General features: G+C 50.6%; 19 protein-coding genes and 1 tRNA gene. 13 read left to right on the top strand and 7 right to left on the bottom strand.

The window, feature by feature from the left end; translation table 11 throughout:
- Positions 1-507 precede the first annotated feature (507 nt).
- Positions 508-589 (bottom strand) — tRNA-Leu (locus tag U868_RS0105485).
- 396 nt (positions 590-985) lie between these two features.
- On the opposite strand from U868_RS0105485, the gene ampH reads away from it, so the two are divergent.
- Positions 986-2,209, top strand: coding sequence for a D-alanyl-D-alanine-carboxypeptidase/endopeptidase AmpH (gene ampH / locus U868_RS0105475; RefSeq protein WP_025152408.1), 1,224 nt, complete (start codon positions 986-988; stop codon positions 2,207-2,209).
- Positions 2,210-2,229: 20 nt separating this feature from the next.
- Here the strand turns inward: ampH and U868_RS0105470 are convergent, their stop codons facing one another.
- Together U868_RS0105470 and U868_RS0105465 are read right to left on the bottom strand one after the other, a co-directional pair.
- Positions 2,230-3,042 (bottom strand): nucleotidyltransferase domain-containing protein, encoded by an 813-nt coding sequence (locus U868_RS0105470; protein ID WP_025152407.1) that lies wholly within the window; start codon positions 3,040-3,042, stop codon positions 2,230-2,232.
- 3 nt (positions 3,043-3,045) lie between these two features.
- Positions 3,046-4,272: an RtcB family protein gene (locus U868_RS0105465; RefSeq protein ID WP_025152406.1), complete on the bottom strand. Its 1,227-nt coding sequence runs from the start codon at positions 4,270-4,272 to the stop codon at positions 3,046-3,048.
- A gap of 195 nt (positions 4,273-4,467) precedes the next feature.
- Here U868_RS0105465 and rtcR point away from each other — a divergent pair, with 195 nt between their 5' ends.
- A complete protein-coding gene (gene rtcR, locus U868_RS0105460) occupies positions 4,468-6,054 on the top strand; it encodes an RNA repair transcriptional activator RtcR (protein ID WP_025152405.1) in 1,587 nt (528 codons plus the stop codon).
- Between the two features lie 61 nt (positions 6,055-6,115).
- On the opposite strand, the gene lptG is transcribed toward rtcR, so the two are convergent.
- Entirely contained in the window at positions 6,116-7,198 is a 1,083-nt protein-coding gene (gene lptG / locus U868_RS0105455; protein ID WP_025152404.1) for an LPS export ABC transporter permease LptG, read from the bottom strand.
- Positions 7,198-8,301, bottom strand: a complete 1,104-nt coding sequence (gene lptF, locus U868_RS0105450; protein ID WP_025152403.1) for an LPS export ABC transporter permease LptF — start codon at positions 8,299-8,301, stop codon at positions 7,198-7,200. The genes lptG and lptF overlap by 1 nt, the downstream gene beginning before the upstream one ends.
- A gap of 283 nt (positions 8,302-8,584) precedes the next feature.
- Here lptF and pepA point away from each other — a divergent pair, with 283 nt between their 5' ends.
- From pepA to U868_RS0105420, 6 genes are all read left to right on the top strand, one after another.
- A complete protein-coding gene (gene pepA / locus U868_RS0105445) occupies positions 8,585-10,096 on the top strand; it encodes a leucyl aminopeptidase (RefSeq protein WP_004234614.1) in 1,512 nt (503 codons plus the stop codon).
- A gap of 96 nt (positions 10,097-10,192) precedes the next feature.
- The gene (locus tag U868_RS0105440) at positions 10,193-10,642 is read left to right on the top strand and encodes a DNA polymerase III subunit chi (RefSeq protein ID WP_004234612.1); all 450 of its coding nucleotides are present in this window, start codon (positions 10,193-10,195) and stop codon (positions 10,640-10,642) included.
- A gap of 58 nt (positions 10,643-10,700) precedes the next feature.
- Positions 10,701-13,556: a valine--tRNA ligase gene (locus U868_RS0105435; protein ID WP_025152402.1), complete on the top strand. Its 2,856-nt coding sequence runs from the start codon at positions 10,701-10,703 to the stop codon at positions 13,554-13,556.
- Between the two features lie 131 nt (positions 13,557-13,687).
- Positions 13,688-14,680: an alpha/beta hydrolase family protein gene (locus U868_RS0105430; protein ID WP_025152401.1), complete on the top strand. Its 993-nt coding sequence runs from the start codon at positions 13,688-13,690 to the stop codon at positions 14,678-14,680.
- Between the two features lie 203 nt (positions 14,681-14,883).
- Positions 14,884-15,387 carry a GNAT family N-acetyltransferase gene (locus U868_RS0105425; RefSeq protein ID WP_025152400.1) on the top strand — a complete coding sequence of 168 codons (504 nt, stop codon included), beginning with the start codon at positions 14,884-14,886 and terminating at the stop codon, positions 15,385-15,387.
- A gap of 103 nt (positions 15,388-15,490) precedes the next feature.
- Entirely contained in the window at positions 15,491-15,832 is a 342-nt protein-coding gene (locus tag U868_RS0105420) for a hypothetical protein (protein ID WP_025152399.1), read from the top strand.
- A 54-nt stretch (positions 15,833-15,886) separates the two neighbouring features.
- On the opposite strand, the gene rraB is transcribed toward U868_RS0105420, so the two are convergent.
- Complete coding sequence (gene rraB, locus U868_RS0105415) at positions 15,887-16,303, bottom strand: ribonuclease E inhibitor RraB (protein WP_024474281.1); 417 nt, start codon at positions 16,301-16,303, stop codon at positions 15,887-15,889.
- A gap of 140 nt (positions 16,304-16,443) precedes the next feature.
- On the opposite strand from rraB, the gene argF reads away from it, so the two are divergent.
- From argF to U868_RS0105385, 5 genes are all read left to right on the top strand, one after another.
- Entirely contained in the window at positions 16,444-17,457 is a 1,014-nt protein-coding gene (argF, locus tag U868_RS0105410) for an ornithine carbamoyltransferase (RefSeq protein WP_025152398.1), read from the top strand.
- 267 nt (positions 17,458-17,724) lie between these two features.
- Positions 17,725-18,660 (top strand): aspartate carbamoyltransferase, encoded by a 936-nt coding sequence (gene pyrB / locus U868_RS0105400; protein WP_025152397.1) that lies wholly within the window; start codon positions 17,725-17,727, stop codon positions 18,658-18,660.
- Between the two features lie 10 nt (positions 18,661-18,670).
- Positions 18,671-19,135 carry an aspartate carbamoyltransferase regulatory subunit gene (pyrI, locus tag U868_RS0105395; RefSeq protein ID WP_025152396.1) on the top strand — a complete coding sequence of 155 codons (465 nt, stop codon included), beginning with the start codon at positions 18,671-18,673 and terminating at the stop codon, positions 19,133-19,135.
- Between the two features lie 95 nt (positions 19,136-19,230).
- On the top strand, positions 19,231-19,617 hold the full coding sequence (gene ridA / locus U868_RS0105390) for a 2-iminobutanoate/2-iminopropanoate deaminase (RefSeq protein ID WP_004234600.1): 387 nt from the start codon (positions 19,231-19,233) through the stop codon (positions 19,615-19,617).
- A 579-nt stretch (positions 19,618-20,196) separates the two neighbouring features.
- Positions 20,197-21,846: a methyl-accepting chemotaxis protein gene (locus U868_RS0105385; RefSeq protein ID WP_025152395.1), complete on the top strand. Its 1,650-nt coding sequence runs from the start codon at positions 20,197-20,199 to the stop codon at positions 21,844-21,846.
- 198 nt (positions 21,847-22,044) lie between these two features.
- On the opposite strand, the gene U868_RS0105380 is transcribed toward U868_RS0105385, so the two are convergent.
- On the bottom strand, positions 22,045-22,632 hold the full coding sequence (locus tag U868_RS0105380; protein WP_025152394.1) for a TetR/AcrR family transcriptional regulator: 588 nt from the start codon (positions 22,630-22,632) through the stop codon (positions 22,045-22,047).
- Positions 22,633-22,798: the final 166 nt, after the last annotated feature.

The raw sequence follows: 22,798 nt of genomic DNA, 5'->3' as shown, positions 1-22,798 counted from the left end.
TTGCGAAATCAAACATTTATTGTGCGGGTGACAGAGAGGCGCAGAACAGTGTGGACAACCGAAAACAATGCAGGATAAATAAACCGGTGTAATGGCGGGTTAATGCAGCCGGTAAGGTGAAATTTAATGCATTGTTTTTATTTGGAAAAATAAAAACACTGTTTTTTTACCGGGATATATCGATGCCGTTATTTATTTCATGAACGCATTTTCATTATTTATTGATAGTGAATCTATTAATGTGCGCCCTTTTCAGCCCTGAAATGGCCCCCTTTTTCCGGGTCAAAATGTAAATCGAAGCGAATTGACCACAAAATTGACTTTTTTTGCCCCGGTAGCGCCCGGACGGCGACGGCGTAACAGGAATGCGTTACACGAACCCGTAATAAAAAATTAAAATGTTATTTTACAGTAAGTTACAAACAAGAAATGCAGAGAAAAACAGCCGGATAATGAATTTCAGGCACAAAAAAAGCCACCTTGCGGTAGCTTGATTTCACTTAAGAATGCCGAAGGCCGGAATCGAACCGGCACGCCCGTGGGCGGTTGATTTTGAATCAACTGCGTCTACCAATTCCGCCACTCCGGCACAGAAGTGTGTTCTGGAAAACGTCGTTATTATACTTGCGGCACTCTGTGGTGCAACAACTATCACAGAGGCGGTTTGCTGAGTGGTTAAAAAGACGGCGTTTCAGCAGGATGCGGGATTTGTGCGGTGGCGGGAGAATCCCGCTTTATTTCCGCACTGAATAATAATATTTTTTTATTTACCGCGATTGTGCCCCGGATGAATAGACTTCAATACAATTGCTTATATAATCCTCTCCGGTTCCCGATAAATGTGAGGTGGGTATGGGCTTTGCCGGATGGGTTGCGACAGGTATTTTTATTGGTATCGTCATTGGTATCCTGTTACGTATCTTCAAAAAATAACTGACTTACAGTGTCATATCCCTGTGTCTGCATGGAAGGCTGTTGAATTATCATGAGTAAATTACACCGTCATATTGTGCGCCTGACGCCGTTATCGCTGCTGGCTATCGCGCTGTCCGCCTGCTCTTCGCAGCCGGAGAAACACAGTACAGCGCCTGCCGAACGTCCGCCGCTTGACTGGTCTATTGTTGAAAGCAATCCGGAAGCGCTGAAGCTGGCACCGCAGCTGGTCGATGAGGTAGGTGAGAAAATTTTCTCCGAAACCGATGCCCGCGGTATGTTTATGGTGGTGATTGATAATAACGAAGTGTTTCACCGCAGCTACGGCGAGACCCGTCCCGGAAATGGTATTAAGCCACGGACGGATTCGCTGATCCGCATTGCGTCCGTCAGTAAGCTGATGACCAGCGAAGTGATGGTGAAGATGGCGGATGACGGCCTGGTGAATCTCAATGATCCGCTGCAGAAATACAGTTATAAACAGTCCTCCGTGCCGTCCTATAACGGCAAGCCGATCCGCCTGTTCCACCTGGCGAGCCACACCAGTATTCTGCCGCGTGAGCAGCCCGGCGGAAAGTGGGGTCGTCCGGTGTTTACCTGGCCGAGCCGTGATCAGCGCTGGACCTGGCTGAAAACCGCCAAACTGACGGCCCAGCCGGGAACAGAGGCCGCGTATTCCAATCTGGCCTATGATTTACTGGCAGATGCGCTGGAAAAAGCCGGAAATCGTCCGTACAGCGAGCTGTTCCGCCACTATGTGACACAACCGGCGGGTATGAAAGATACGACCTATAATCCGTCTGCCGCGCAGTGTAAGCGGCTGATGGTCGGGTTTAAACCGAGTGATTGTTACAGCACGCTGGCGGCTATCGGCAGCGGCGGTGTGTACTCCACCCCGGCGGATATGCAGAAGTGGATGCAGCGCTTCCTCTCTTCCGGCAACACGCAGCGCAAAGCGACGGCCACCAAAGAGCAAACCATCTATTTTAAACGTGGTCATCTCAATGAGATCAAAGGGATGGATGTTGCCGGTGAGGCCGATGGTCTGGGTCTCGGCTGGGTGTATCTGGCACCGGTCGGGGATATTCCGGCGATTTATCAGAAAACCGGCGGCGGCGGCGGATTTAATACCTATATGGCGATGATACCGGAGAAAAATATCGGTGTGTTCGTGGTGATGACCCGCAAAGACGGCAGTAAATTCAGTCCGTTACCGAATGGTGTCAATGACCTGGTCCGCTCCCTGGCAGATCTGCATACCCGTAATTACCTGTGATACATAAGAGCATGCCCGCATCAGGCGCGGGCATGTTCTGTATATGCAGTGACGGTTTTCATCAGAAACCGATCCAGTAACCGGCTGTCGTGATAATACGGCGCTTCCGGTAACGGGTTCTCAGCCTCATTCAGCACATCCTGAATCAGCCGGTCAACCGCCGGCCGCCGCACTCCATAGTGGCTTTCACCGGACGACGTTTTCAGTATCAGTAATTCTCTGATCTCAGCCATTACATCCGTATCGGTTATCGTACCCGCCACCAGCGCGTCAAATGCCATCGGCGGCAGACCTTTCCCGGCGGCTATCCAGCGCAATGCCATCACCGGCCTCAGGACATAAAAGTATTTTTTCAACCTGACCTGCTCTGCCAGCAAATGCTCCTGCGTGTTGCGTTTTGCCATCGACAGGTAGTGATAGCGTGCCTTGCGGACAGAATAAAACTGCCCTGCAAGCGCTTTTATTTCCCCGGTGAATGCTTCATCCTGATAATACACCACCGGCGAACTCAGCCATTCAATCAGCGCAGGATTTGAGTTTCTCAGCAATCTCAGTGCCTTGGATAACTCCCATCCCGCCACATCCAGCTCATCGTCAATCGGTTTTTCGATCACATCCCGCTTTTTGTCGAGCGCGAGATACCAGTCCGGCTGATGCACATAGATAAACCGCACATCATAATCACTGTCGGGGGAGGCAAAACCCCACCCGCGACTGCCGGATTCACAGGCATAGAGCACTTTTACACGGTGTGTTTTTTCGATCTGCGCCAGTGTCTCTTTTATCCGTTCCCGCATGGCAGCGGAGACGGCTCCGTCATATTTCTCTGTCATTTTCTACCCCTTCACACACACTACCTGACGCAGTGTATGCACAATTTCCACCAGCGATGACTGTGCGGTCATCACCGCATCGATATCTTTGTACGCCATCGGGATCTCGTCGATCACATCGCTGTCCTTACGGCATTCCACATGGGCGGTGGCGCGCTGCTGGTCTGCCACCGAGAAGCGTTTTTTCGCTTCGGTACGGCTCATCACACGACCTGCGCCGTGGCTGCATGAGCAGAAGCTTTCTTCGTTTCCGCGTCCGCGCACAATGTAACTTTTCGCGCCCATCGAGCCCGGAATGATCCCCATCTGGCCTTTTTGTGCCGATACCGCCCCTTTTCGTGTTACCAGTACTTCCTCACCGAAATGCTGTTCTTTCTGCACATAGTTATGGTGGCAGTTCACGGCTTCCTGCTGTGTGGTGAACGGTTTGGTGATCTCGCGGGACAGCGCTTCCAGCACGCGGTACATCATCACTTCACGGTTATGACGGGCAAAATCCTGCGCCCAGCCGACCGCTTCCATGTAATCATTAAAATGCACACTTCCTTCTTCGAAATACGCCAGGTCACGATCCGGCAGGTTGGCAATATGTGTCTGCATATCTTTTTGTGCCAGCGAGATAAACAGGTTACCAATGGCATTACCGACACCGCGTGACCCGCTGTGCAGCATCACCCAGACGAAATCTGCCTCATCCAGGCACAGTTCGATAAAGTGGTTCCCGGTTCCCAGCGTTCCCAGATGTTTGTAGTTGTTGGTATTACGCAGTTTCGGGTACTTATCGCAGATACGGCGGAACTGCTCATCCAGCTGCATCCAGTGGTTATCAACGATATCCGGGACATTTTTCCAGGTTCCCTTATCCCGTCCGTGACGTTCAGTAGTACGTCCGTGCGGTACCGCGGCTTCAATGGCAAAGCGGATATTTTGCAGGCTGTCCGGCAGATCAGACGCGGTCAGCGAGGTTTTCACCGCGATCATTCCGCAGCCGATATCCACCCCGACAGCGGCCGGGATAATCGCGCCTTTGGTCGGGATAACACTGCCGATAGTCGAACCTTTTCCGACATGCACATCCGGCATTACCGCCAGATGTTTAAAAATAAAGGGCATTTTTGCCGTATTCTGCAATTGCAGCACTGCTTTCGGATCCACCGGCACACCGTTAGTCCACAATTTTACCGGCGCACTGTTTTCCTGAATCAATTCATTAAAATCACGATTTATCATTGTTACATTCCTTTCGTTTGGTACCGGTAGTATTGCGATAAGTGTGCCAGTTTTGTTTAATCAAAAAATAATTATTTATCTTATTGATATTTAGCATGTAATTTATTTTACTTCTTTTTGAGATAACATCCTGCCCTGAAATCCCGTATGCTGTTTTTATCTTTTAATATCGCCTTTTATCCGGAAAGATAAATTATGTCATCCGCAAAGAAAAACGTTGTAATTGGTGTTCTCGGCACCGTGCTCGACCGGCGCGGCAAGAAAGCCAACCGCTGGCATAAATGGCGGCCGAGTATCGGGCTGTGTCAGCAGCCGGATCTGCATGTTGACCGCTTTGAGCTGGTTTATCAGCCGGGTGATATGCAGACCGCAGGCCGGGTAAAAGAGGATATAGAGCAGGCGTCCCCGCAGACAGAAGTGATGCTGCGTGAGGTGGGTATTGCCGACCCGTGGGATTTTGAGCAGGTGTATACCGCATTGCTGGATTTTGCCACTCACTACCCGTTTGATACTGAAAATGAAGAGTATCTGGTGCACATCACCACCGGCACCCATGTGGTGCAGATTTGCTGGTTCCTGCTGACCGAAGCCAGCTATCTGCCCGCGCGTCTTATCCAGACTGCACCGCGCCATGACGCGCGGGATAAAGATCCTGCCGGGGTGTATACCATTATTGACCTCGATCTCAGCCGCTATACCCGGATCACCGGGCGCTTTCAGAAAGAGCAGCAGGCTCAGGTCGCGTTTCTGAAGTCCGGCATTGCCACACGCAATGCCGGATTTAATACCATGATCGATAAAATCGAGCGTGTTGCTCTGCGCTCCTCCGCCCCTGTTTTGCTGACCGGGCCGACCGGTGCCGGAAAATCATTCCTGGCACGGCGGATTTATGAACTGCGCCGCAGCCGCCATCAGGTAAAAGGGCGTTTTGTGGAGGTCAACTGTGCCACACTGCGCGGCGATAATGCTATGTCCGCCCTGTTCGGCCATGTTAAAGGGGCATTTACCGGGGCGGTTCAGGCGCGCGGCGGGCTGCTGAAAGAGGCCGATGGCGGGATCCTGTTTCTGGATGAGATTGCCGAACTGGGTGCCGACGAACAGGCAATGCTGCTGAAAGCCATTGAGGAAAAACGCTTTTTTCCTTACGGTTCGGATCATGAAACAGAAAGTGATTTTTCCCTGATCGCCGGTACACACCGCAATCTGGCACAGCGGGTCAGCGAAGGGCTGTTCCGGGAAGATTTATACGCCCGCATCAATATGTGGACCTTTGCCCTGCCGGGGCTGGCACAGCGGCGCGAGGATATTGAGCCGAACGTGGATTATGAGCTGGCGAAATACAGACGTGATCAGCAAACCCGTGTCCGCTTTGATACTGATGCCAGACAGCACTATCTGGCCTTTGCCTGCTCATCACAGGCTTTGTGGCGCGGTAATTTTCGTGAACTGAGTGCCTCTGTCACACGGATGGCAACCTTTGCGGAGAACGGGCGGATCACCACAGCACTGGTGCAGGAAGAAACCGGACGGCTGAAAAGCCAGTGGCACAGCACGGAAACAGCGGTGACGCTGCCTGCCGGAGTGGGAGAGATCGATTTATTTGATCGTCAGCAGCTGGAAACGGTAATTGCCGTCTGCCGCCGTTCACAGACACTTTCTGATGCCGGGCGCACACTGTTTGCCGTTTCCCGTCAGCAGAAAAAACAGCCCAATGATGCTGACCGGCTGCGGAAGTATCTGGCCCGCTTTAATCTCAGCTGGGAGCAGGTTACCGGCCGCTGATATGACAGAGCCGGTCAGCATACACTGACCGGCTCTGTATACGGATATCCGCGACTGCCGCTTACTTACGTTTGATCAGCATATACAAACTGATCGCCAGGAACAGCAGGCTCGGCAGCAGTGCACCCAGAAATGGCGGGAACTTGTAGGTGAGACTGAGGGAGCCGAAAATTTCATTGGAAACGTAGAACACGAATCCGCAGGCAATCCCCGTCACCACCCGCACACCCATCGGTACGGAGCGCAGCGGCCCGAAGATAAACGACAGTGCCATCAGCATCATCACGGCCACGGAAAGTGGTGCGAACACCTTTTTCCACAGGTTCAGCTGATAACGCCCCGCATCCTGTCCGCTCTGCTGTAAGTAATCAACATACTGATACAGGCCGCTTATCGACAATGCTTCCGGATCCAGTGCCGCCACACTCAGTTTTTCCGGTGTCATCTGCGTCTGCCAGGTCATTGACAGCTTCTGCTCACCGGTAATCACATAGATATCTTTCAGCACCGATTCCTGCACCTGGCTCAGTGTCCAGGTACCGGAATCCGAATTGTAATCCGCCGCCGCCGCACTGAGGATGGATTTCAGTTTATGGTCGCCGTTCATCCGGTACAGTGTGATGCCTTTCAGCTGCGTCTCACTGTCAACGCGCTGAATATAAATAAAGTCACTGCCGTCTTTGGCCCACATCCCGCGGTTGGTCGCCAGCAGCGAAGCACCGTTTGTTTTCTGTGCGCGGTAGTTACGTGCCCACTGTTCACCGGACGGCGCCAGCCATTCACCGACAATCATGGTCAGGATCACCAGCGGGATAGCGGTTTTCATCACCGAACCCGCCACCTGGAGACGACTGTAGCCGGAAGCCTGCATCACCACCAGCTCACTGCGGGTCGCCAGCGCGCCCAGTCCCATCAGTGCCCCGAGCAGTGCAGCCATCGGGAAGAAAATCTGAATATCCTTGGGGATACTCATGATGGTATACAGCCCGGCATCCCAGGTGGAGTATTCCCCCTGGCCGACTCTGCGCAGCTGATCGACAAATTTGATAATCCCGGATAATGACACCAGCATAAACAGGGTCATCATAATGGATTGCAGAATCGTCCGCCCGATGTAGCGGTCAAGAACAAGTACTTTAAACATCAGGCAACCCCCTGAACACGGGCAGAGCCAAAGCGCAGACGGCGGACGGCTGTGGTATTCCACAGATTCAGCACCACCGCGAGAGCCAGATAACTGAGATTAACCACCCACGGCCAGACCATCGGATCCAGCCTGCCCTTCTCGCCGCTGGAACGCAGCGAGCTTTGCAGCAGGAAGAAAATCAGATACAGCAGCATTGCCGGCAGCATACTCAGCACCCGGCCCTGGCGCGGGTTCACCTCGGAGAGCGGCACCACCATCAGCGCCATCACCACCACGGAGAAAATCAGGGTCAGACGCCAGTGGAACTCCGCGCGGGCGGCTTTGTCTGTCTCTTTCCACAACTCAGACAAGGTCATCTGCTGGTAGTTACTGTCACCGGTTTTTGCATCACGGTGATCAACAATCGCCTGATAATCGGTAAAATCCGTGATCCGGAAATCGCGCAGATACGCGGTGCCTTCATAGCGGGTGCCTTTATCCAGCACCACCACCTGATTACCGTTCTCTTTTTCGGTCATATGTCCGCTGTCCGCCACCACAATGGACGGGCGCTGTTCGTTTTTCGCCCAAATCTGGGCAACAAAGACATTACTGAAGCGGTTACCGTCCACATCCCCGAGATAGAGCACCATACTGCCGTCATCAGAGACTTTAAACTGCCCGCCGACCATGGCTGTCACACCCGGGTTGGCTTTGACTTCCTCCAGGACCTTTTCCTGATACTGGGATGACCACGGGATCAGCCAGACCACGTTGACAGCGGCCACAACGGCGGTAAAGAACGCCAGGATCATGGCGGCTTTCACCAGTACATTATTACCCAGACCACAGGCATGCATCACGGTGATTTCGCTTTCAGTATAGAGTTTACTGTAGGTCATCAGCAGCCCGAGGAAGAGGCTCAGCGGCAGAATAAGCTGCGCCATCTCCGGGATACCCAGCCCCAGCAGCGACACGACGAGTCCGGCCGGGATGCTGCCTTCAACGGCGGCACCCAGGACTTCAACCAGTTTTTGACAAAAGAAGATAAGCAACAGGATAAACAGAATCGCAATCTGTGCTTTTAATGTTTCTCTTACCAGATATCTAATAATGATCACGCTTAATACGCCTGTGAAAACTTGTGTTTTTGCATGAAAATAGCTAACTTCGTTCTGTGTTGACTATTTGTGTGCATTATTTTGCCGGCCTGAGGATGATTCCGGTATCAGACTACATTTTTTCCTTCCTGTCAGGAAAGAAACGGAATTTTCATGAGATTCAGGACTCATAAAGTGCGCACACAGCTTATCATAAACTGTTTATAATCGATGGTGCAGATTAGTGCGAACGCTACATTTTAGCGGCAGCAGATGTCTTTGTCTTTAAGATTCAGGAGAGCGCATGGAGTTTAGTGTAAAAAGCGGCAGCCCGGAAAAGCAGCGCAGTGCTTGTATTGTGGTCGGGGTTTTCGAACCGCGTCGTCTGTCTCCTGTCGTGGAGCAGCTCGATAAAATCAGCGACGGCTACATCAGTGCTCTGCTGCGCCGCGGCGAGCTGGAGGGCAAGGTCGGGCAGTCACTGCTTCTGCACCATGTCCCGAATGTCCTGTCCGAGCGTATCCTGTTAATCGGCTGCGGGAAAGAACGTGAACTGGATGAACGCCAGTACAAACAGATTATCCGGACGACCATCAATACCCTGAATGAAACCGGGTCCATGGAAGCCGTCTGTTTTCTGACCGAGTTACATGTCAAAGGCCGCAATAACTACTGGAAAGTCCGGCAGGCGGTTGAAACAGCCAAAGAATCTCTCTATGTCTTTGATCAGCTGAAAAGTAACAAAACCGAATTACGCCGTCCGCTGCGCAAGCTGGTCTTCAATGTACCGACCCGCCGCGAACTGCCGACCGGTGAGAAAGCAATCAGCCACGGTCTGGCGATTGCCGCCGGTATCAAAGCCGCGAAAGATCTGGCCAATATGCCGCCGAATATCTGTAATGCCGCTTATCTGGCATCTCAGGCGCGTCAGCTGGCAGACAGCAACTCTCCGGTGCTCAGTACCCGGGTGATCGGCGAAGAGCAGATGAAAGAGCTGGGGATGCTGGCCTATCTGGCGGTCGGCCAGGGGTCACGCAATGAATCCCTGATGTCGGTGATTGAATATAAAGGCAATCCGGATCCGGAAGCGCGTCCGATTGTGTTAGTCGGCAAAGGCCTGACCTTTGACTCCGGCGGTATTTCCATCAAACCGGCTGACAGCATGGATGAGATGAAATACGACATGTGCGGCGCGGCAACCGTCTACGGCGTGATGCGCGTGGTCGCGGAGCTGGGTCTGCCGCTCAATGTGATCGGGATTCTCGCGGGCTGTGAAAACATGCCGGGCGGTAATGCCTATCGCCCGGGGGATATTCTCACCACCATGTCCGGCCAGACGGTGGAAGTGCTCAATACCGATGCGGAAGGCCGCCTGGTACTGTGTGACACCCTGACCTACGCCGAGCGTTTTGATCCGGAAACCGTGATTGATATCGCCACACTGACCGGGGCCTGCATGGTCGCACTCGGTAACCACTTCAGCGGCCTGATGGCAAACCACAATCCGCTGGCGCACGAGTTACTGAATGCCTCTGAACAGGCGGGTGACCGCGCATGGCGTCTGCCGCTGGCAGAAGAGTTCTACGAACAGATCGAGTCTAATTTTGCGGATCTGGCAAACACCGGCGGCCGCCTCGGCGGCGCTATCACTGCGGGCTGCTTCCTGTCCCGTTTTGCCACCCGTTATAACTGGGCGCATCTGGATATCGCCGGCACCGCATGGCGCTCCGGAAAAAACAAAGGTGCGACAGGCCGTCCGGTTGCACTGCTGTCACAATTCCTGTTAAATCGTGCGGGTATCAGCACCGACGACTGACCGGAATTGCCGGGCCCTTGCGGCCCGGAAAAAGCATAAAGGTAACGGGGGATTGTGCTATCCTGAGCAATCCCCTTTTCTGCTATCAGAGATATTATGAAAAACGCCACCTTCTACCTGATGGAACAGCCATCCCCTTTTGATGACCTTGAGGCCCACGAGTGGCTGACCTGTCATCTGGCGGGTGAAGCCTGGCGCAGCGGGAAACGGGTGCTTATCGCCTGTGAGTCACAACAGCAGGCGGAGAAACTGGATGAAGCCCTCTGGGCGCGGGAGCCCGATGCCTTTGTTCCGCATAATCTGGCCGGAGAAGGCCCGCGTTACGGCGCTCCGGTTGAACTGTGCTGGCCGCAGAAACGCGGAAATTCCCCGCGTGATTTGCTGATAGCCCTGCTGCCGCAGTTCACAGATTTTGCGACAACCTTCCGTGAAGTGATAGACTTTGTGCCTATCGATGAACACTTAAAACAGTTGGCGCGCGAGCGATATAAAATCTATCGCAGCGTCGGCTTTACGATGACCATGGCCACGCCGCCAGCTTACTGATAAACAAAGATTAAAAATGGAAAAGACAACCGACAACCAACAGGCCTGCGAGCCATCCCTGGATAAAACCTATAATCCGGCGGAAATCGAAGGTCCTCTTTATACCCACTGGGAAAAAAGCGGCTATTTCAAACCGAACGGCAGAACAGACAAAGAAAGCTTCTGTATCGTGATCCCGCCGCCGAACGTCACCGGTAACCTGCATATGGGCCATGCTTTCCAGCAGACCATTATGGATACCATGATCCGCTACCAGCGCATGCAGGGTAAAAACACCCTGTGGCAATCAGGGACTGACCATGCCGGTATCGCGACACAGATGGTTGTTGAGCGCAAGATCGCCGCAGAAGAAGGCAAAACCCGTCACGATTACGGCCGCGAAGGCTTTATCGATAAAATCTGGGAATGGAAAGCGGAATCCGGCGGTAATATCTCCAACCAGATGCGCCGTCTGGGTAACTCCGTGGACTGGGAGCGTGAGCGCTTCACCATGGACGACGGCCTGTCAGCTGCCGTCAAAGAGGCGTTTGTCCGCCTGTATAAAGATAACCTGATTTACCGTGGTAAACGTCTGGTGAACTGGGATCCGAAACTGCACACCGCAATTTCTGACCTGGAAGTGGAAAACCGTGATGTCAAAGGCTTTATGTGGCATATCCGTTATCCGCTGGCGGATGGCGCGAAAACCGCAGACGGTAAAGATTACCTGGTGGTCGCCACCACACGTCCGGAAACCATGCTCGGTGATACCGGCGTGGCCGTTAACCCGGAAGATCCTCGTTACAAAGATCTGATCGGCAAAGAAATCATTCTGCCGATCGTCAACCGCCGCATTCCGATCCTCGGTGATGAACACGCGGATATGGAAAAAGGCACCGGTTGTGTGAAAATCACCCCGGCACATGACTTCAACGACTATGAAGTCGGTAAACGCCACCAGCTGACCATGATTAACATCATGGACTTCGACGGCAACATCCGCACTGAAGCGGAAGTGTTTGATACCAACGGCGAAGTGACTGACGCCTGCAGCAGTGAAATCCCGGCCGCTTACCGTGGCATGGAGCGTTTCGCCGCCCGTAAAGCGATCGTTAAAGAGTTCGGAGAGCTCGGCCTGCTGGAAGAGATCAAACCGCACGACCTGACCGTACCTTACGGCGACCGCGGCGGCGTGGTTATCGAACCGATGCTGACCGACCAGTGGTATGTGCGCACTGCCCCGCTGGCGAAAGAAGCCATCAAAGCGGTGGAAGACGGCGATATTCAGTTCGTGCCGAAGCAGTACGAAAACATGTACTTCTCCTGGATGCGTGATATTCAGGACTGGTGTATCTCCCGTCAGCTGTGGTGGGGTCACCGTATCCCGGCCTGGTATGACAATCAGGGCAACGTGTATGTCGGCCGCGACGAAGACGAAGTCCGCCGCGAAAACAATATCCCGGCGATGGTTGAACTGCGCCAGGATGAAGACGTGCTGGATACCTGGTTCTCCTCCGGTCTGTGGACATTCTCCACCCTGGGCTGGCCGGAAAACACCCCAGAACTGAAAGCATTCCACCCGACCAGTGTACTGGTCAGCGGCTTCGACATCATTTTCTTCTGGATCGCCCGCATGATCATGATGACCATGCACTTCATCAAAGATGAAAACGGCAAATCGCAGATCCCGTTCAAAACCATCTACATGACGGGCCTGATCCGTGATGAGGAAGGTCAGAAGATGTCGAAATCCAAAGGGAACGTGATTGACCCGCTGGATATGATCGACGGTATCTCCCTGCCTGAACTGCTGGAAAAACGCACCGGTAATATGATGCAGCCGCAGATGGCGGAAAAAATCGCCAGGCGGACTGAAAAACAGTTCCCGGAAGGGATTGAAGCCCACGGTACCGATGCCCTGCGCTTTACCCTGGCGGCACTGGCCTCTACCGGCCGTGATATCAACTGGGATATGAAACGTCTGTCCGGTTACCGTAACTTCTGTAACAAGCTGTGGAACGCCAGCCGTTTCGTGCTGATGAATACCGAAGAGAAAGACTGCGGTCAGAGCGGCGGTGAGATGGAATTCTCCCTGGCCGACCGCTGGATACTCGCGGAATACAACAATACCGTGAAAGCATACCGCGAAGCGCTGGATACTTACCGCTTTGATATTGCATCCAATATTCTGTATGAATTCACCTGGAACCAGTTCTGTGACTGGTATCTTGAGCTGTCCAAACCGGCCGTTCATAAAGGGACCGATGCTCAGAAACGTGCGGCGCGTCATACCCTGATCACCGTGCTGGAATCCCTGCTGCGTCTCGCCCACCCGATTATTCCGTTTATCACGGAAACTATCTGGCAGCGCGTGAAAGTTGTCACCGGCGCGGAAGGCGATACCATCATGCTGCAGCCGTTCCCGGAATACGATGCTTCTCTGAACGACGAACAGGCACTGCGTGACCTGGAGTGGATCAAAGAGACAATCGTTGCGGTACGTAATATTCGTGCTGAAATGAATATCGCACCAAGCAAGCCGCTGGAAGTGATGCTGCGCGGGGCAAGTGCTGATGCACAGCGTCGTGTTGCGGAAAACAGCAACTTCCTGAAAGCCATGGCGCGTCTGGAATCCGTCCGTGTGATGGCCGAAGGTGAAACCGCACCGGTTTGCGTGACCAAGCTGGTGGAAGGCGCGGAAATCCTGATCCCGATGGCCGATCTTATCAATAAAGACGACGAACTGGCGCGTCTGGATAAAGAGCTGGAAAAAACGGAAAAAGAGATCGCGGCTATCGAAGGCAAACTGGCGAATGACGGCTTTGTCAGCCGTGCGCCGGAAGCAGTCGTGACCAAAGAGCGTGAGCGTCTTGCGGCAAACCGTGAAGCGAAAGAAAAGCTGATTGCTCAGAAAGCGACGATCGCTGCACTGTAATCGTCACTGAACAGCAAAAACAATCCCGTTAACGGGTTCATGCCGGTCACCTCAGGTGACCGGCATTATTTTCAGTGAATAACACGATGATATAACATCTTATTACATGGACATTTAAAAAGGACTATTTCGTGCTGACGTCATTACGATCGTATACCCTTTCAGTTTTCCTGTTTTTATTTACCGGCTTTCTGGCAGTCTCACCGTTATTTGCCTCTTCATTTGAACTGCGGGATGAAACCCTGGCTGAAGCACATCAGCGGTTTAAAACAAACATTACCGAACAAAGTTTTGATAATACCGATGCTCCCTGGCAGGCACCTTCCGATATATTCAATCTTATCACTTACCCTGCAAAAGCAGGGAATATGTTCGCTTATTTAACACCGCCACCGGTAAAAGAAAATACCCGGCTGCCTGCGGTAATATGGCTTAACGGCGGCTATGGCGGCATTGGTGGTGATGACTATTTCTGGCAGCCGAAGCCGGTTAATAATGACCAGACTGCCGCAACGTTTCGTGATCCGGAGATAGTACTGATGATCCCGAGTTTTCGCGGTGAAAATACCAATCCGGGTCGTTATGAGATGTTCTTCGGTGAAATAGAAGATATTGAATCAGCGAGGCAGTATTTAACAACGCTCCCTTATGTCGATCCGGATCGTATTTATATTGCCGGTCACAGCACAGGCGGTACAAAAGCATTACTCGCCAGTGAATACAGCGATAAATTCAGAGCCGTTTTTTCATTAGGTGGTATTCCGGATCTGAAGCTGCGTACTGCACACAGTATGTCTGTTGCTATTCCATTCGACACAAATAACGAAGAAGAATTTAATGTGCGGTCGGTATATCGCTATATTAAATCCATCAAACGCCCGACCTTCTACTTTGAAGGCGGTGACTATATGTGGCAGGAATTTGCCGATATGCAAAGAGACGCAAAGCAGAATCGTATTCCGTTGTATATTTATCATATAAAAAATGGTGATCACTTTGATATTATTGTTCCTGTCAGCCGGTTAATTAAAAAGAAAATACTCAGCGATACTGATACCAGTAAAGAAACAAATATCCGGTTTACGAAAAAAGATATTGAATGGATCAATCAGCAGATCCGCTGACACAGACGTAAAAAGTATTTATACCTGATACCGGTCACCAGACGTGGCCGGTATTCCTCCCCGTTCCGCAGTCACCTGTTTACTTTGCGTGATAATTATTTATTATCATATTTATCGTTTCATACGATATTCACAGTAATCGCCCCTCAGGTTTATCCCCCGGCTTTACTTTTCACAATAAAAATAATGAGATAATGATATCCATGACAAGCAGCACAACAGAAAACCACACCCTCCGTCTGATCCGTCCGGAAGATAACCCCGGCATCGCACAGGTTATCCGTGAAGTCTCTGCCGAACACGGCCTGACCGCAGACAAAGGCTTTGCGGTCGCTGACCCGATTCTGGACACGTTATACGAGGTTTACAGCCAGCCGCGTGCCGCCTACTGGGTCATTGAAATAGATGGAGAGATCCTCGGCGGAGGCGGAGTTTCCGGCCTTGCCGGTGGTGACGGGAAAACGGCGGAATTACAGAAAATGTATATCTCTTCCCGACTGCGCGGCAAAGGTCTGGCGAAAAAAATCGCCCTTCAGGCGCTCGAATTTGCCGAAGCGGAAGGCTACCACCAGTGTTATCTGGAAACCACTGCCGATCTTCAGGCTGCGATTAAGCTGTATGAAAAACTCGGGTTTATCTTCCTTGATGCCCCGCTGGGCGACACCGGCCACAGCGACTGTGAAGTCCGGATGCTGAAAGTCTTTTGAAAATTCCCGGCGCTTTTCTGATAGTTTCTCTCCGCTGTTTCTCTTACAGTCACTGCATATGTGATGAATATCACGTTTTATAACTGACAGACAGGAGATCAGGATGATCAGCACGATTCACGGAATGAATGACCTGTTATGTACCGCCGTAACGCTGAAAGCACCGGCAGAACGCCCGGTCTGCCGCATACAGGACGATGAACAGACAGAGATACAACAGAAAGGATGGCAGGGAGAGAGCAGGAGCCCGCAGCTCAGAACACAACAAGGCCCGGTACTTTATCAGACCATTGAGGCGATGAAAGAGGCGGAAGATGATATCAATATTCAGGATATTGAATTTTTAGGCTGTGCGCCGCTGCGACCGATGGTACGTGATAATCAGGCCGACTCACGGCGTGAACGCACTGCCCCGCTGAAGTCTGTTTTTTCAGTCACCGCCTGACCGGCAGACACAAAAAAAACCTGCCGCGGCAGGTTTTTCAGTCATGGCAGATGATCAGTGTAACGGCGCCTCATCAGCATCGTCGTCGTCATCTTCATCTTCGGCATCCGGGTCTTCAAAATAGGTGCCCCAGCCGTCGTAATCCACATCCATTTTTTCTGCCAGACGCGCCAGCTGCTCGACCTGAGCATCGATATGTTCCGCCGTCAGCCCGCATTCACTGATGATATCGCAGCATAACACCACCTGGCCGCCTTCCACTTCCAGCTCCTCGGCGTCCGTCACTTCATAACCCAGTTTGAACGCTTCAACTGCTGCTTTTTCCAGCTTATCGTAATTCTCACTCGAAAAATGGTGTTCAATGGTGTATTGCGCATCAGGGTCGCTGCCGTCTTCCAGCAGTTCTGCAATAATCGCACGGGTTTCTTCGCGCTGCTCTTCTAAAAATGCATCTAATTCTGACATGGCCATGTCCTCTGATAAGTGATACCCGCGCATTCTCCCACAGCCGCGCCAATTGAGCCACCCATAATAAAAAAGAATTTCCCGCCGGTGTTGCAATTGAATTTTTATTGATTTATGTTGAATATAAATTCACCGGAGAAACAACTATGAACCCATTTTATCAACAGTCATTTTTGCGGTTGCTCGACTATAAACCTGCCGATATTGAAGAACTGCTCAATCTTTCTGCTTATCTGAAACATGCCAAAAAAACCGGCTCGGAACAGCCGCTGATGAAAGGCAAAAATATTGCGCTGATTTTTGAAAAAGACTCCACCCGGACCCGCTGTGCCTTCGAGGTAGGTGCTTACGATCAGGGTGCACAGGTGACATACCTGGGGTCATCCGGCAGTCAGATAGGCCATAAAGAATCGATCAAAGACACCGCCAGAGTGCTGGGCCGGATGTATGACGGCATTCAGTTTCGCGGCTATTCCCAGAAATCTGCCGAAGCGCTGGCGCAATATGCCGGTGTTCCGGTCTGGAACGGGCTGACCGATGAGTTTCATCCGACACAGCTGATTGCGGATTTACTGACCATTCAGGAGCATGTGAAAAAACCGCTGTCCGACGTGAAATTTGCATATTTAGGCGATGCCCGCAATAACATGGGCAATACCATCGCTGAAATGGCCGCCGTAACCGGGATGGATGTCCGCCTGGTGGCACCGGCAAGGTGTCAGCCGTCAGAAACCCTTATCACGCAGTGCCGCAAAGCCGCTGAACTCACCGGCGGTAAAATCACCCTGACCGCCGATGTGGCAGAGGGCGTGAAAGATGCGGATGTGCTGTACACCGATGTGTGGGTCTCCATGGGTGAGGCGAAAGAGGTCTGGGCAGAGCGGATTAAACTGCTGACACCGTATCAGGTGAACCGGGATGTGGTGGATAAAACGGGCAATCCTGATGTTATCTTTATGCACTGCCTGCCGGCGTTCCACGATACGGAAACCACCATGGGGCAATCCCTCGCGCAAGAGTATGGTTTTACCAGCGGGATTGAGGTCACCAATGAGGTGTTTGAATCAAAACACAGCGTGGTGTTTGACCAGGCAGAAAACCGGCTGCATTCCATCAAAGCGGTGATGGTTGCATCTCTTTCAAAAAACATACAATTTTAGATTCACCGGCAGCGTTGCATAAATTTCATCCGAAAAAGTGATGCCAAACGCTTGCGCCGGGTTGCCGATTGCGTATAATGCCCCGCAATTTTGTCGGGAGGAAACAATGGTCATTGTGATTATCAGCACCGTACAGCCGGTGCCGGACAATGTGACATATCACGGACAGCCGCAGTGCGGCAATGTTTTCCATTCCCCCGTATTTATTTCAGAACCCCTCAATTGAGGGGTTTTTTTTTGCCTGGCCGAACACATGAGGAGACCCCAATGGCAAATCCGTTATACCTGCGCGATATCATCTCGATTAACGATCTCAGTCGTGATGAGCTGGAACTGGTATTAAACACTGCCGCGGCGCTGAAACAACGCCCTCAGCCTGAATTACTGAAGCATAAGGTGATCGCCAGCTGCTTCTTCGAGGCCTCAACCCGTACGCGGCTTTCCTTTGAAACCGCCATTCAGCGTCTTGGCGCGTCTGTTGTCGGCTTTTCAGACAGCAGCAACACCTCGCTGGGCAAAAAAGGCGAAACCCTGGCAGACACCATGAGCGTGATCAGTCAGTACGCGGATGCCATCGTAATGCGCCACCCGCAGGAAGGGGCGGCACGGCTGGTGTCTGAGTTCTCCGGTAAGGTGCCGGTAATCAACGCCGGTGACGGCGCGAATCAGCATCCGACACAAACGCTGCTCGACCTGTTTACCATTCAGGAAACCCAGGAGCGTCTTGAAAACCTGCATATCGCCATGGTCGGTGATCTTAAATACGGGCGCACGGTACATTCACTGTCACAGGCGCTGTCAAAATTCCGCGGCAATCACCTGCATTTTATTGCCCCGCAGGCACTGGCAATGCCGAATCACATCCTGCATATGCTGGATGAAAACGGCGTGGCGTACAGCGAACATCATTCTATTGATGAGGTACTTCCGCAGCTGGATGTGCTGTATATGACCCGCGTGCAGAAAGAGCGCCTCGATCCGTCGGAATATGCCAATGTCAAAGCCCAGTTTGTGCTGCGTGCGGCTGATCTGGCCAATGTGAAGCCGAACCTGAAAGTACTGCATCCGCTGCCGCGCATCGATGAGATAACCCCGGATGTGGATAAAACACCTTACGCATACTACTTCCAGCAGGCAGGAAACGGGATCTTTGCCCGTCAGGCGTTGTTATCTCTGGTGTTAAACGAAACTTTCCCGGCTTAAGGAGCACATCATGACTCAGGATCATAAATTACTGGTTGAAGCCATCAAATGCGGCACCGTTATCGACCATATTCCGGCAAATGTGGGATTTAAACTGCTCTCCTTTTTCCGCCTGACCGAGACGGACAGCCGTATTACTATCGGGCTGAACCTGCCGTCCAACAATATGGGGCGTAAAGATTTGATTAAACTGGAAGATACCTTCCTGACCCCGGAACAGGCCAACCAGCTCGGTTTTTATGCCCCGAAAGCCACAATTAATATTATCGAAGATTATCAGGTGGTTAAAAAACTGCCGATTAACCTGCCGGAGCGGATTGAAGGGGTGATTGTCTGCCCGAACAGCAACTGCATCAGTCACAATGAGCCGGTGGAAAGCAGCTTCACTGTTAAGTCCATTGCGCAGGAAATTGTGTTAATCTGTAAGTACTGTGAGAAAGAATTTGATCACCACGCAATCATTAATAACCAATAAGATAGATCCAGGTCAGTTGTCCGGGAAAATCAGACGATTATAATGAGGGCGTTTTTAAAAGCTTAACAGCAATAATCATCCTACAGGAGTCCGTAATGACTAAAGTAATCGCAACAGAAAACGCACCAGCAGCAATCGGCCCATACGTACAGGCAGTAGACCTGGGTAACATGGTAATGACTTCAGGTCAGATCCCTGTTGATCCGAAAACCGGTGCCGTTGCCGACGATGTTAAAGCGCAGGCACGTCAGTCACTGAACAACATCAAAGCTATCATCGAACAGGCTGGTCTGAAGGTTACGGATATCGTGAAAACAACTGTTTTCGTTAAAGACCTGAACGACTTTGCTACTGTAAACGCAGAATACGCGGCTTTCTTTGATGAGCACAAAGCAGTATACCCTGCACGTTCTTGTGTTGAAGTTGCGCGTCTGCCAAAAGACGTTAAATTAGAAATCGAAGCAATCGCAGTCCGTAAATAATTACTGCGTTTTCTGAGAACGTCAGTAAAAAGCCACCTCTGCAAGAGGTGGCTCTGAATTGAGCGCCTTTACAGGGGCTCTGTCTGTTATGCATCATAAGGATATGTATTATTATCTTTAATTAAATTTTTTACACTGATATTCATAGCACTTAAAAATAATCAGCCACCTTCTTCCGTTATATAGCGATATTTTATAATACAAAAGCGCTGTCATGTTTTAGGAAATTAAAATCAAATACCATTGATAACCTATTACATTAACGGTATATAAAATTACTGCAGAAATTTGTTTTCATTCCGGATACTAAAGGTGAATATTGCTTTTACCGATGTGTTTACAGACAAAAGCGGTCAATTATAGTCTCTTATTCACAAATAAACCACCTACTGTTTATTTCATAACCTTGATACAATTTGCCATAATAATATTGTTTATAATTTCTCATTTCTTTTCAATAAAAATCAGAAATGTTTCAGGCGTAAATATCAGCGGTAAGTATCGGAATTAATGATCTTCTGTCATAAATGGTATCCTATAACTGGTTTTTATCATTAAAATGCTAATTCAAGGTGGAATATGTTAGAAAAAGTAAAAATATCAACAGGAATGCTCTTTATCCTGATTGCGTTTCTTTTGATGCAGCTTATATCATCATTTTATTTTTTCAGGTTTATAAACTCACAGAATGAAATAAATAATACGATGACCGTTCAGTCAGAAAAAACCCATGTACTCGACCGGGTCTGGATTGGATTCTTAGAAAACAGATCATTACTTAATATTATATCCAAAGGTGTAATGAAAGGTGTATATGAAAATGACGAACAGAAAAACAAACGACTTGATTATGCTGAAGAACAAGTAGAAAAAACAAAATCAGATTGGTCAGCATTTAAATCAATGCCGACAAAATTTGGTGAAGACCTTGAAAGAAAAATGGATGCTGCTTTTAATGAATATCATGGTGCCCAGCTTGATCTGATTCATTATTTACGCAACAATAAGTTAGATGATTTTGATAACCAACCTACCAGTGACTATCAGAATACATTCGGGAAATTATATGAGAATTATTATGCTGAAGATGTTATTTATCATGACAACCTTATTCAGAATAGTAAAAGTAATGAAACACTGACAATATGGATAACAATATTACTGCTTGTCAGTATTTGTATTACTATCATTTTAGTCTGGTTTGGTATTCGTCGTTTACTTATTTTACCTATGAATCACTTCCTGGAAAGCATTCAGCATATTGCAAAAGGTAATCTGATAAGACCGATTGATGTGACAGGGAGTTATGAAATCAAAAAACTGTCTGAAACATTGCGTGACATGCAGAATGAGCTTTCCAAAACTGTCAGTGATGTCCGTGATGGTGCCAATGCGATTTACAGCGGTGCCAGTGAGATCGCTGCCGGTAATAACGATCTCTCTTCACGGACTGAACAACAGGCTGCATCTCTTGAAGAAACCGCTGCCAGCATGGAAGAGCTGACCGCCACTGTGCGTCAGAATGCCGATAATGCCCGTCAGGCCAGTCAGCTGGCGTTAACCGCCTCCGAGACCGCAGAGCGCGGCGGGAAAGTGGTGGATGATGTTGTGGATACCATGCGCGGCATCGGCGACAGCTCGAAGAAAATCGCCGATATCATCAGTGTGATTGACGGTATCGCCTTCCAGACCAACATCCTGGCACTGAATGCCGCCGTGGAAGCCGCCCGTGCCGGTGAGCAGGGCCGCGGATTTGCCGTTGTCGCCGGTGAAGTGCGTAATCTGGCTCAGCGCAGTGCGCAGGCCGCCCGGGAAATCAAAACCCTGATCGAAGATTCAGTCGGCAGAGTCGGTGCCGGGGCTGTACTGGTTGAGCGCGCCGGTGAAACAATGGATGAAATTGTCAGCGCCGTTACCCGCGTCACCGATATCATGAGTGAGATAGCCTCTGCCTCGGATGAACAGAGCCGCGGGATTGACCAGGTGGGTGTGGCGGTGACGGAAATGGACAGAGTCACCCAGCAGAATGCGGCATTAGTTGAGCAATCAGCCGCAGCGGCTGCGTCACTTGAAGAGCAGGCAAGCAGACTGACTCAGGCGGTGTCCGTATTTCATATACAGGCCGGAGAACTGAAGGACGGTACCCAAACCAGCATTATGGCGCCGTTACAACGCCCTGCGCTTAAAAAGCCCGCTGATAATGCCGATGACAACTGGGAAACATTTTAATGTGCAGATACTGAGACAGGCAATGGAATCATTACGTCATTACACACGGCAGTGCTGAATTATTTTTACCTCTGTTTGCCCATGCTTCATGGGCTTTTTTTATAACAGTGGCGGATGAATAAATAAAATCATGAATAGCGGATTTTAAAAGATAAAGAGTGACATGACGATTAAATAGCAGCAAGTTATCACTGCATCCTATACCCGTAAATTTTCCAGCAGCTGGTCAAAAGAAACGCTGACTTTTTCATAAGTGGCCTGCGGATCATCACTGTGTACAATCCACATGGCACATTCATACAACCCGCCATTAATAAACAGTGCCAGCACATCCGGTGCCACCTGTTTTATCCGTCCTGCTTCCATCAGGTGTGTCAGACGCCGGGTGATCCCCTGCACACAGGCCAGTTCGTGGGATTTGAGAATGGAGAAATCCAGTACCGAGGCCGCATCACGGAACATAATCCGCTGGACTTCCGTCTCCAGACTCATTGCCAGATAGCCCTGGCAGCGGAATTTGAAAGCAGACCACTCATCGGCCTCACCTTTTTCTGCGGCATCCAGGCGTGCATCGAGTTCGCGATCCAGATCCTGCAACACTGCCAGAAATAATCCTTTTTTATCACCAAAGTGATGATACAGCGCCCCACGGGTGAGACCCGCCTGAGCCGTCAGGTCATCCATCACCGTCGCGGCGTACCCGGCCTCACCAAATTGCTGGCGTGCAGTACGGATAAGCTTGGTCCGCGTTTCTTCTATCATCTCTGCACGTGGCTTGTGGCTCATTTTATCACTCCTGCGGTTAACCTTTTCAGCCGGGGGATTATAGCACTTTTTTATTGACATACATTGCGTATGTCAATAGATTCACATACGCAATGTATGTTAATTGCATTACAGCCGGCTATCTCCGGCAGTTAAAAATTATATCCGTCTGTAATATACCGGATAT

Origin of the sequence: Morganella morganii H1r (assembly GCF_000633515.1) — a bacterium.
In the GTDB taxonomy this organism is placed as follows: Bacteria; Pseudomonadota; Gammaproteobacteria; order Enterobacterales; family Enterobacteriaceae; genus Morganella; species Morganella morganii_B.
The sequence above is the reverse complement of the archived record's forward strand: the minus strand, read 5'-3'. Positions and strand labels throughout refer to the sequence as shown.

What these genes read in the sequence shown, in the direction of transcription:
- U868_RS0105465 (WP_025152406.1), bottom strand. Translation starts at nt 4,272, where the DNA reads ATGATAAATCGTGATTTTAATGAATTGATTCAGGAAAACAGTGCGCCG.
- rraB (WP_024474281.1), bottom strand. Translation starts at nt 16,303, where the DNA reads ATGGCCATGTCAGAATTAGATGCATTTTTAGAAGAGCAGCGCGAAGAA.
- pyrI (WP_025152396.1), top strand. Translation starts at nt 18,671, where the DNA reads ATGACTCAGGATCATAAATTACTGGTTGAAGCCATCAAATGCGGCACC.
- U868_RS0105425 (WP_025152400.1), top strand. Translation starts at nt 14,884, where the DNA reads ATGACAAGCAGCACAACAGAAAACCACACCCTCCGTCTGATCCGTCCG.
- rtcR (WP_025152405.1), top strand. Translation starts at nt 4,468, where the DNA reads ATGTCATCCGCAAAGAAAAACGTTGTAATTGGTGTTCTCGGCACCGTG.
- U868_RS0105380 (WP_025152394.1), bottom strand. Translation starts at nt 22,632, where the DNA reads ATGAGCCACAAGCCACGTGCAGAGATGATAGAAGAAACGCGGACCAAG.
- U868_RS0105385 (WP_025152395.1), top strand. Translation starts at nt 20,197, where the DNA reads ATGTTAGAAAAAGTAAAAATATCAACAGGAATGCTCTTTATCCTGATT.
- ridA (WP_004234600.1), top strand. Translation starts at nt 19,231, where the DNA reads ATGACTAAAGTAATCGCAACAGAAAACGCACCAGCAGCAATCGGCCCA.
- U868_RS0105420 (WP_025152399.1), top strand. Translation starts at nt 15,491, where the DNA reads ATGATCAGCACGATTCACGGAATGAATGACCTGTTATGTACCGCCGTA.
- U868_RS0105470 (WP_025152407.1), bottom strand. Translation starts at nt 3,042, where the DNA reads ATGACAGAGAAATATGACGGAGCCGTCTCCGCTGCCATGCGGGAACGG.
- argF (WP_025152398.1), top strand. Translation starts at nt 16,444, where the DNA reads ATGAACCCATTTTATCAACAGTCATTTTTGCGGTTGCTCGACTATAAA.
- pyrB (WP_025152397.1), top strand. Translation starts at nt 17,725, where the DNA reads ATGGCAAATCCGTTATACCTGCGCGATATCATCTCGATTAACGATCTC.
- ampH (WP_025152408.1), top strand. Translation starts at nt 986, where the DNA reads ATGAGTAAATTACACCGTCATATTGTGCGCCTGACGCCGTTATCGCTG.
- lptG (WP_025152404.1), bottom strand. Translation starts at nt 7,198, where the DNA reads ATGTTTAAAGTACTTGTTCTTGACCGCTACATCGGGCGGACGATTCTG.
- pepA (WP_004234614.1), top strand. Translation starts at nt 8,585, where the DNA reads ATGGAGTTTAGTGTAAAAAGCGGCAGCCCGGAAAAGCAGCGCAGTGCT.
- U868_RS0105440 (WP_004234612.1), top strand. Translation starts at nt 10,193, where the DNA reads ATGAAAAACGCCACCTTCTACCTGATGGAACAGCCATCCCCTTTTGAT.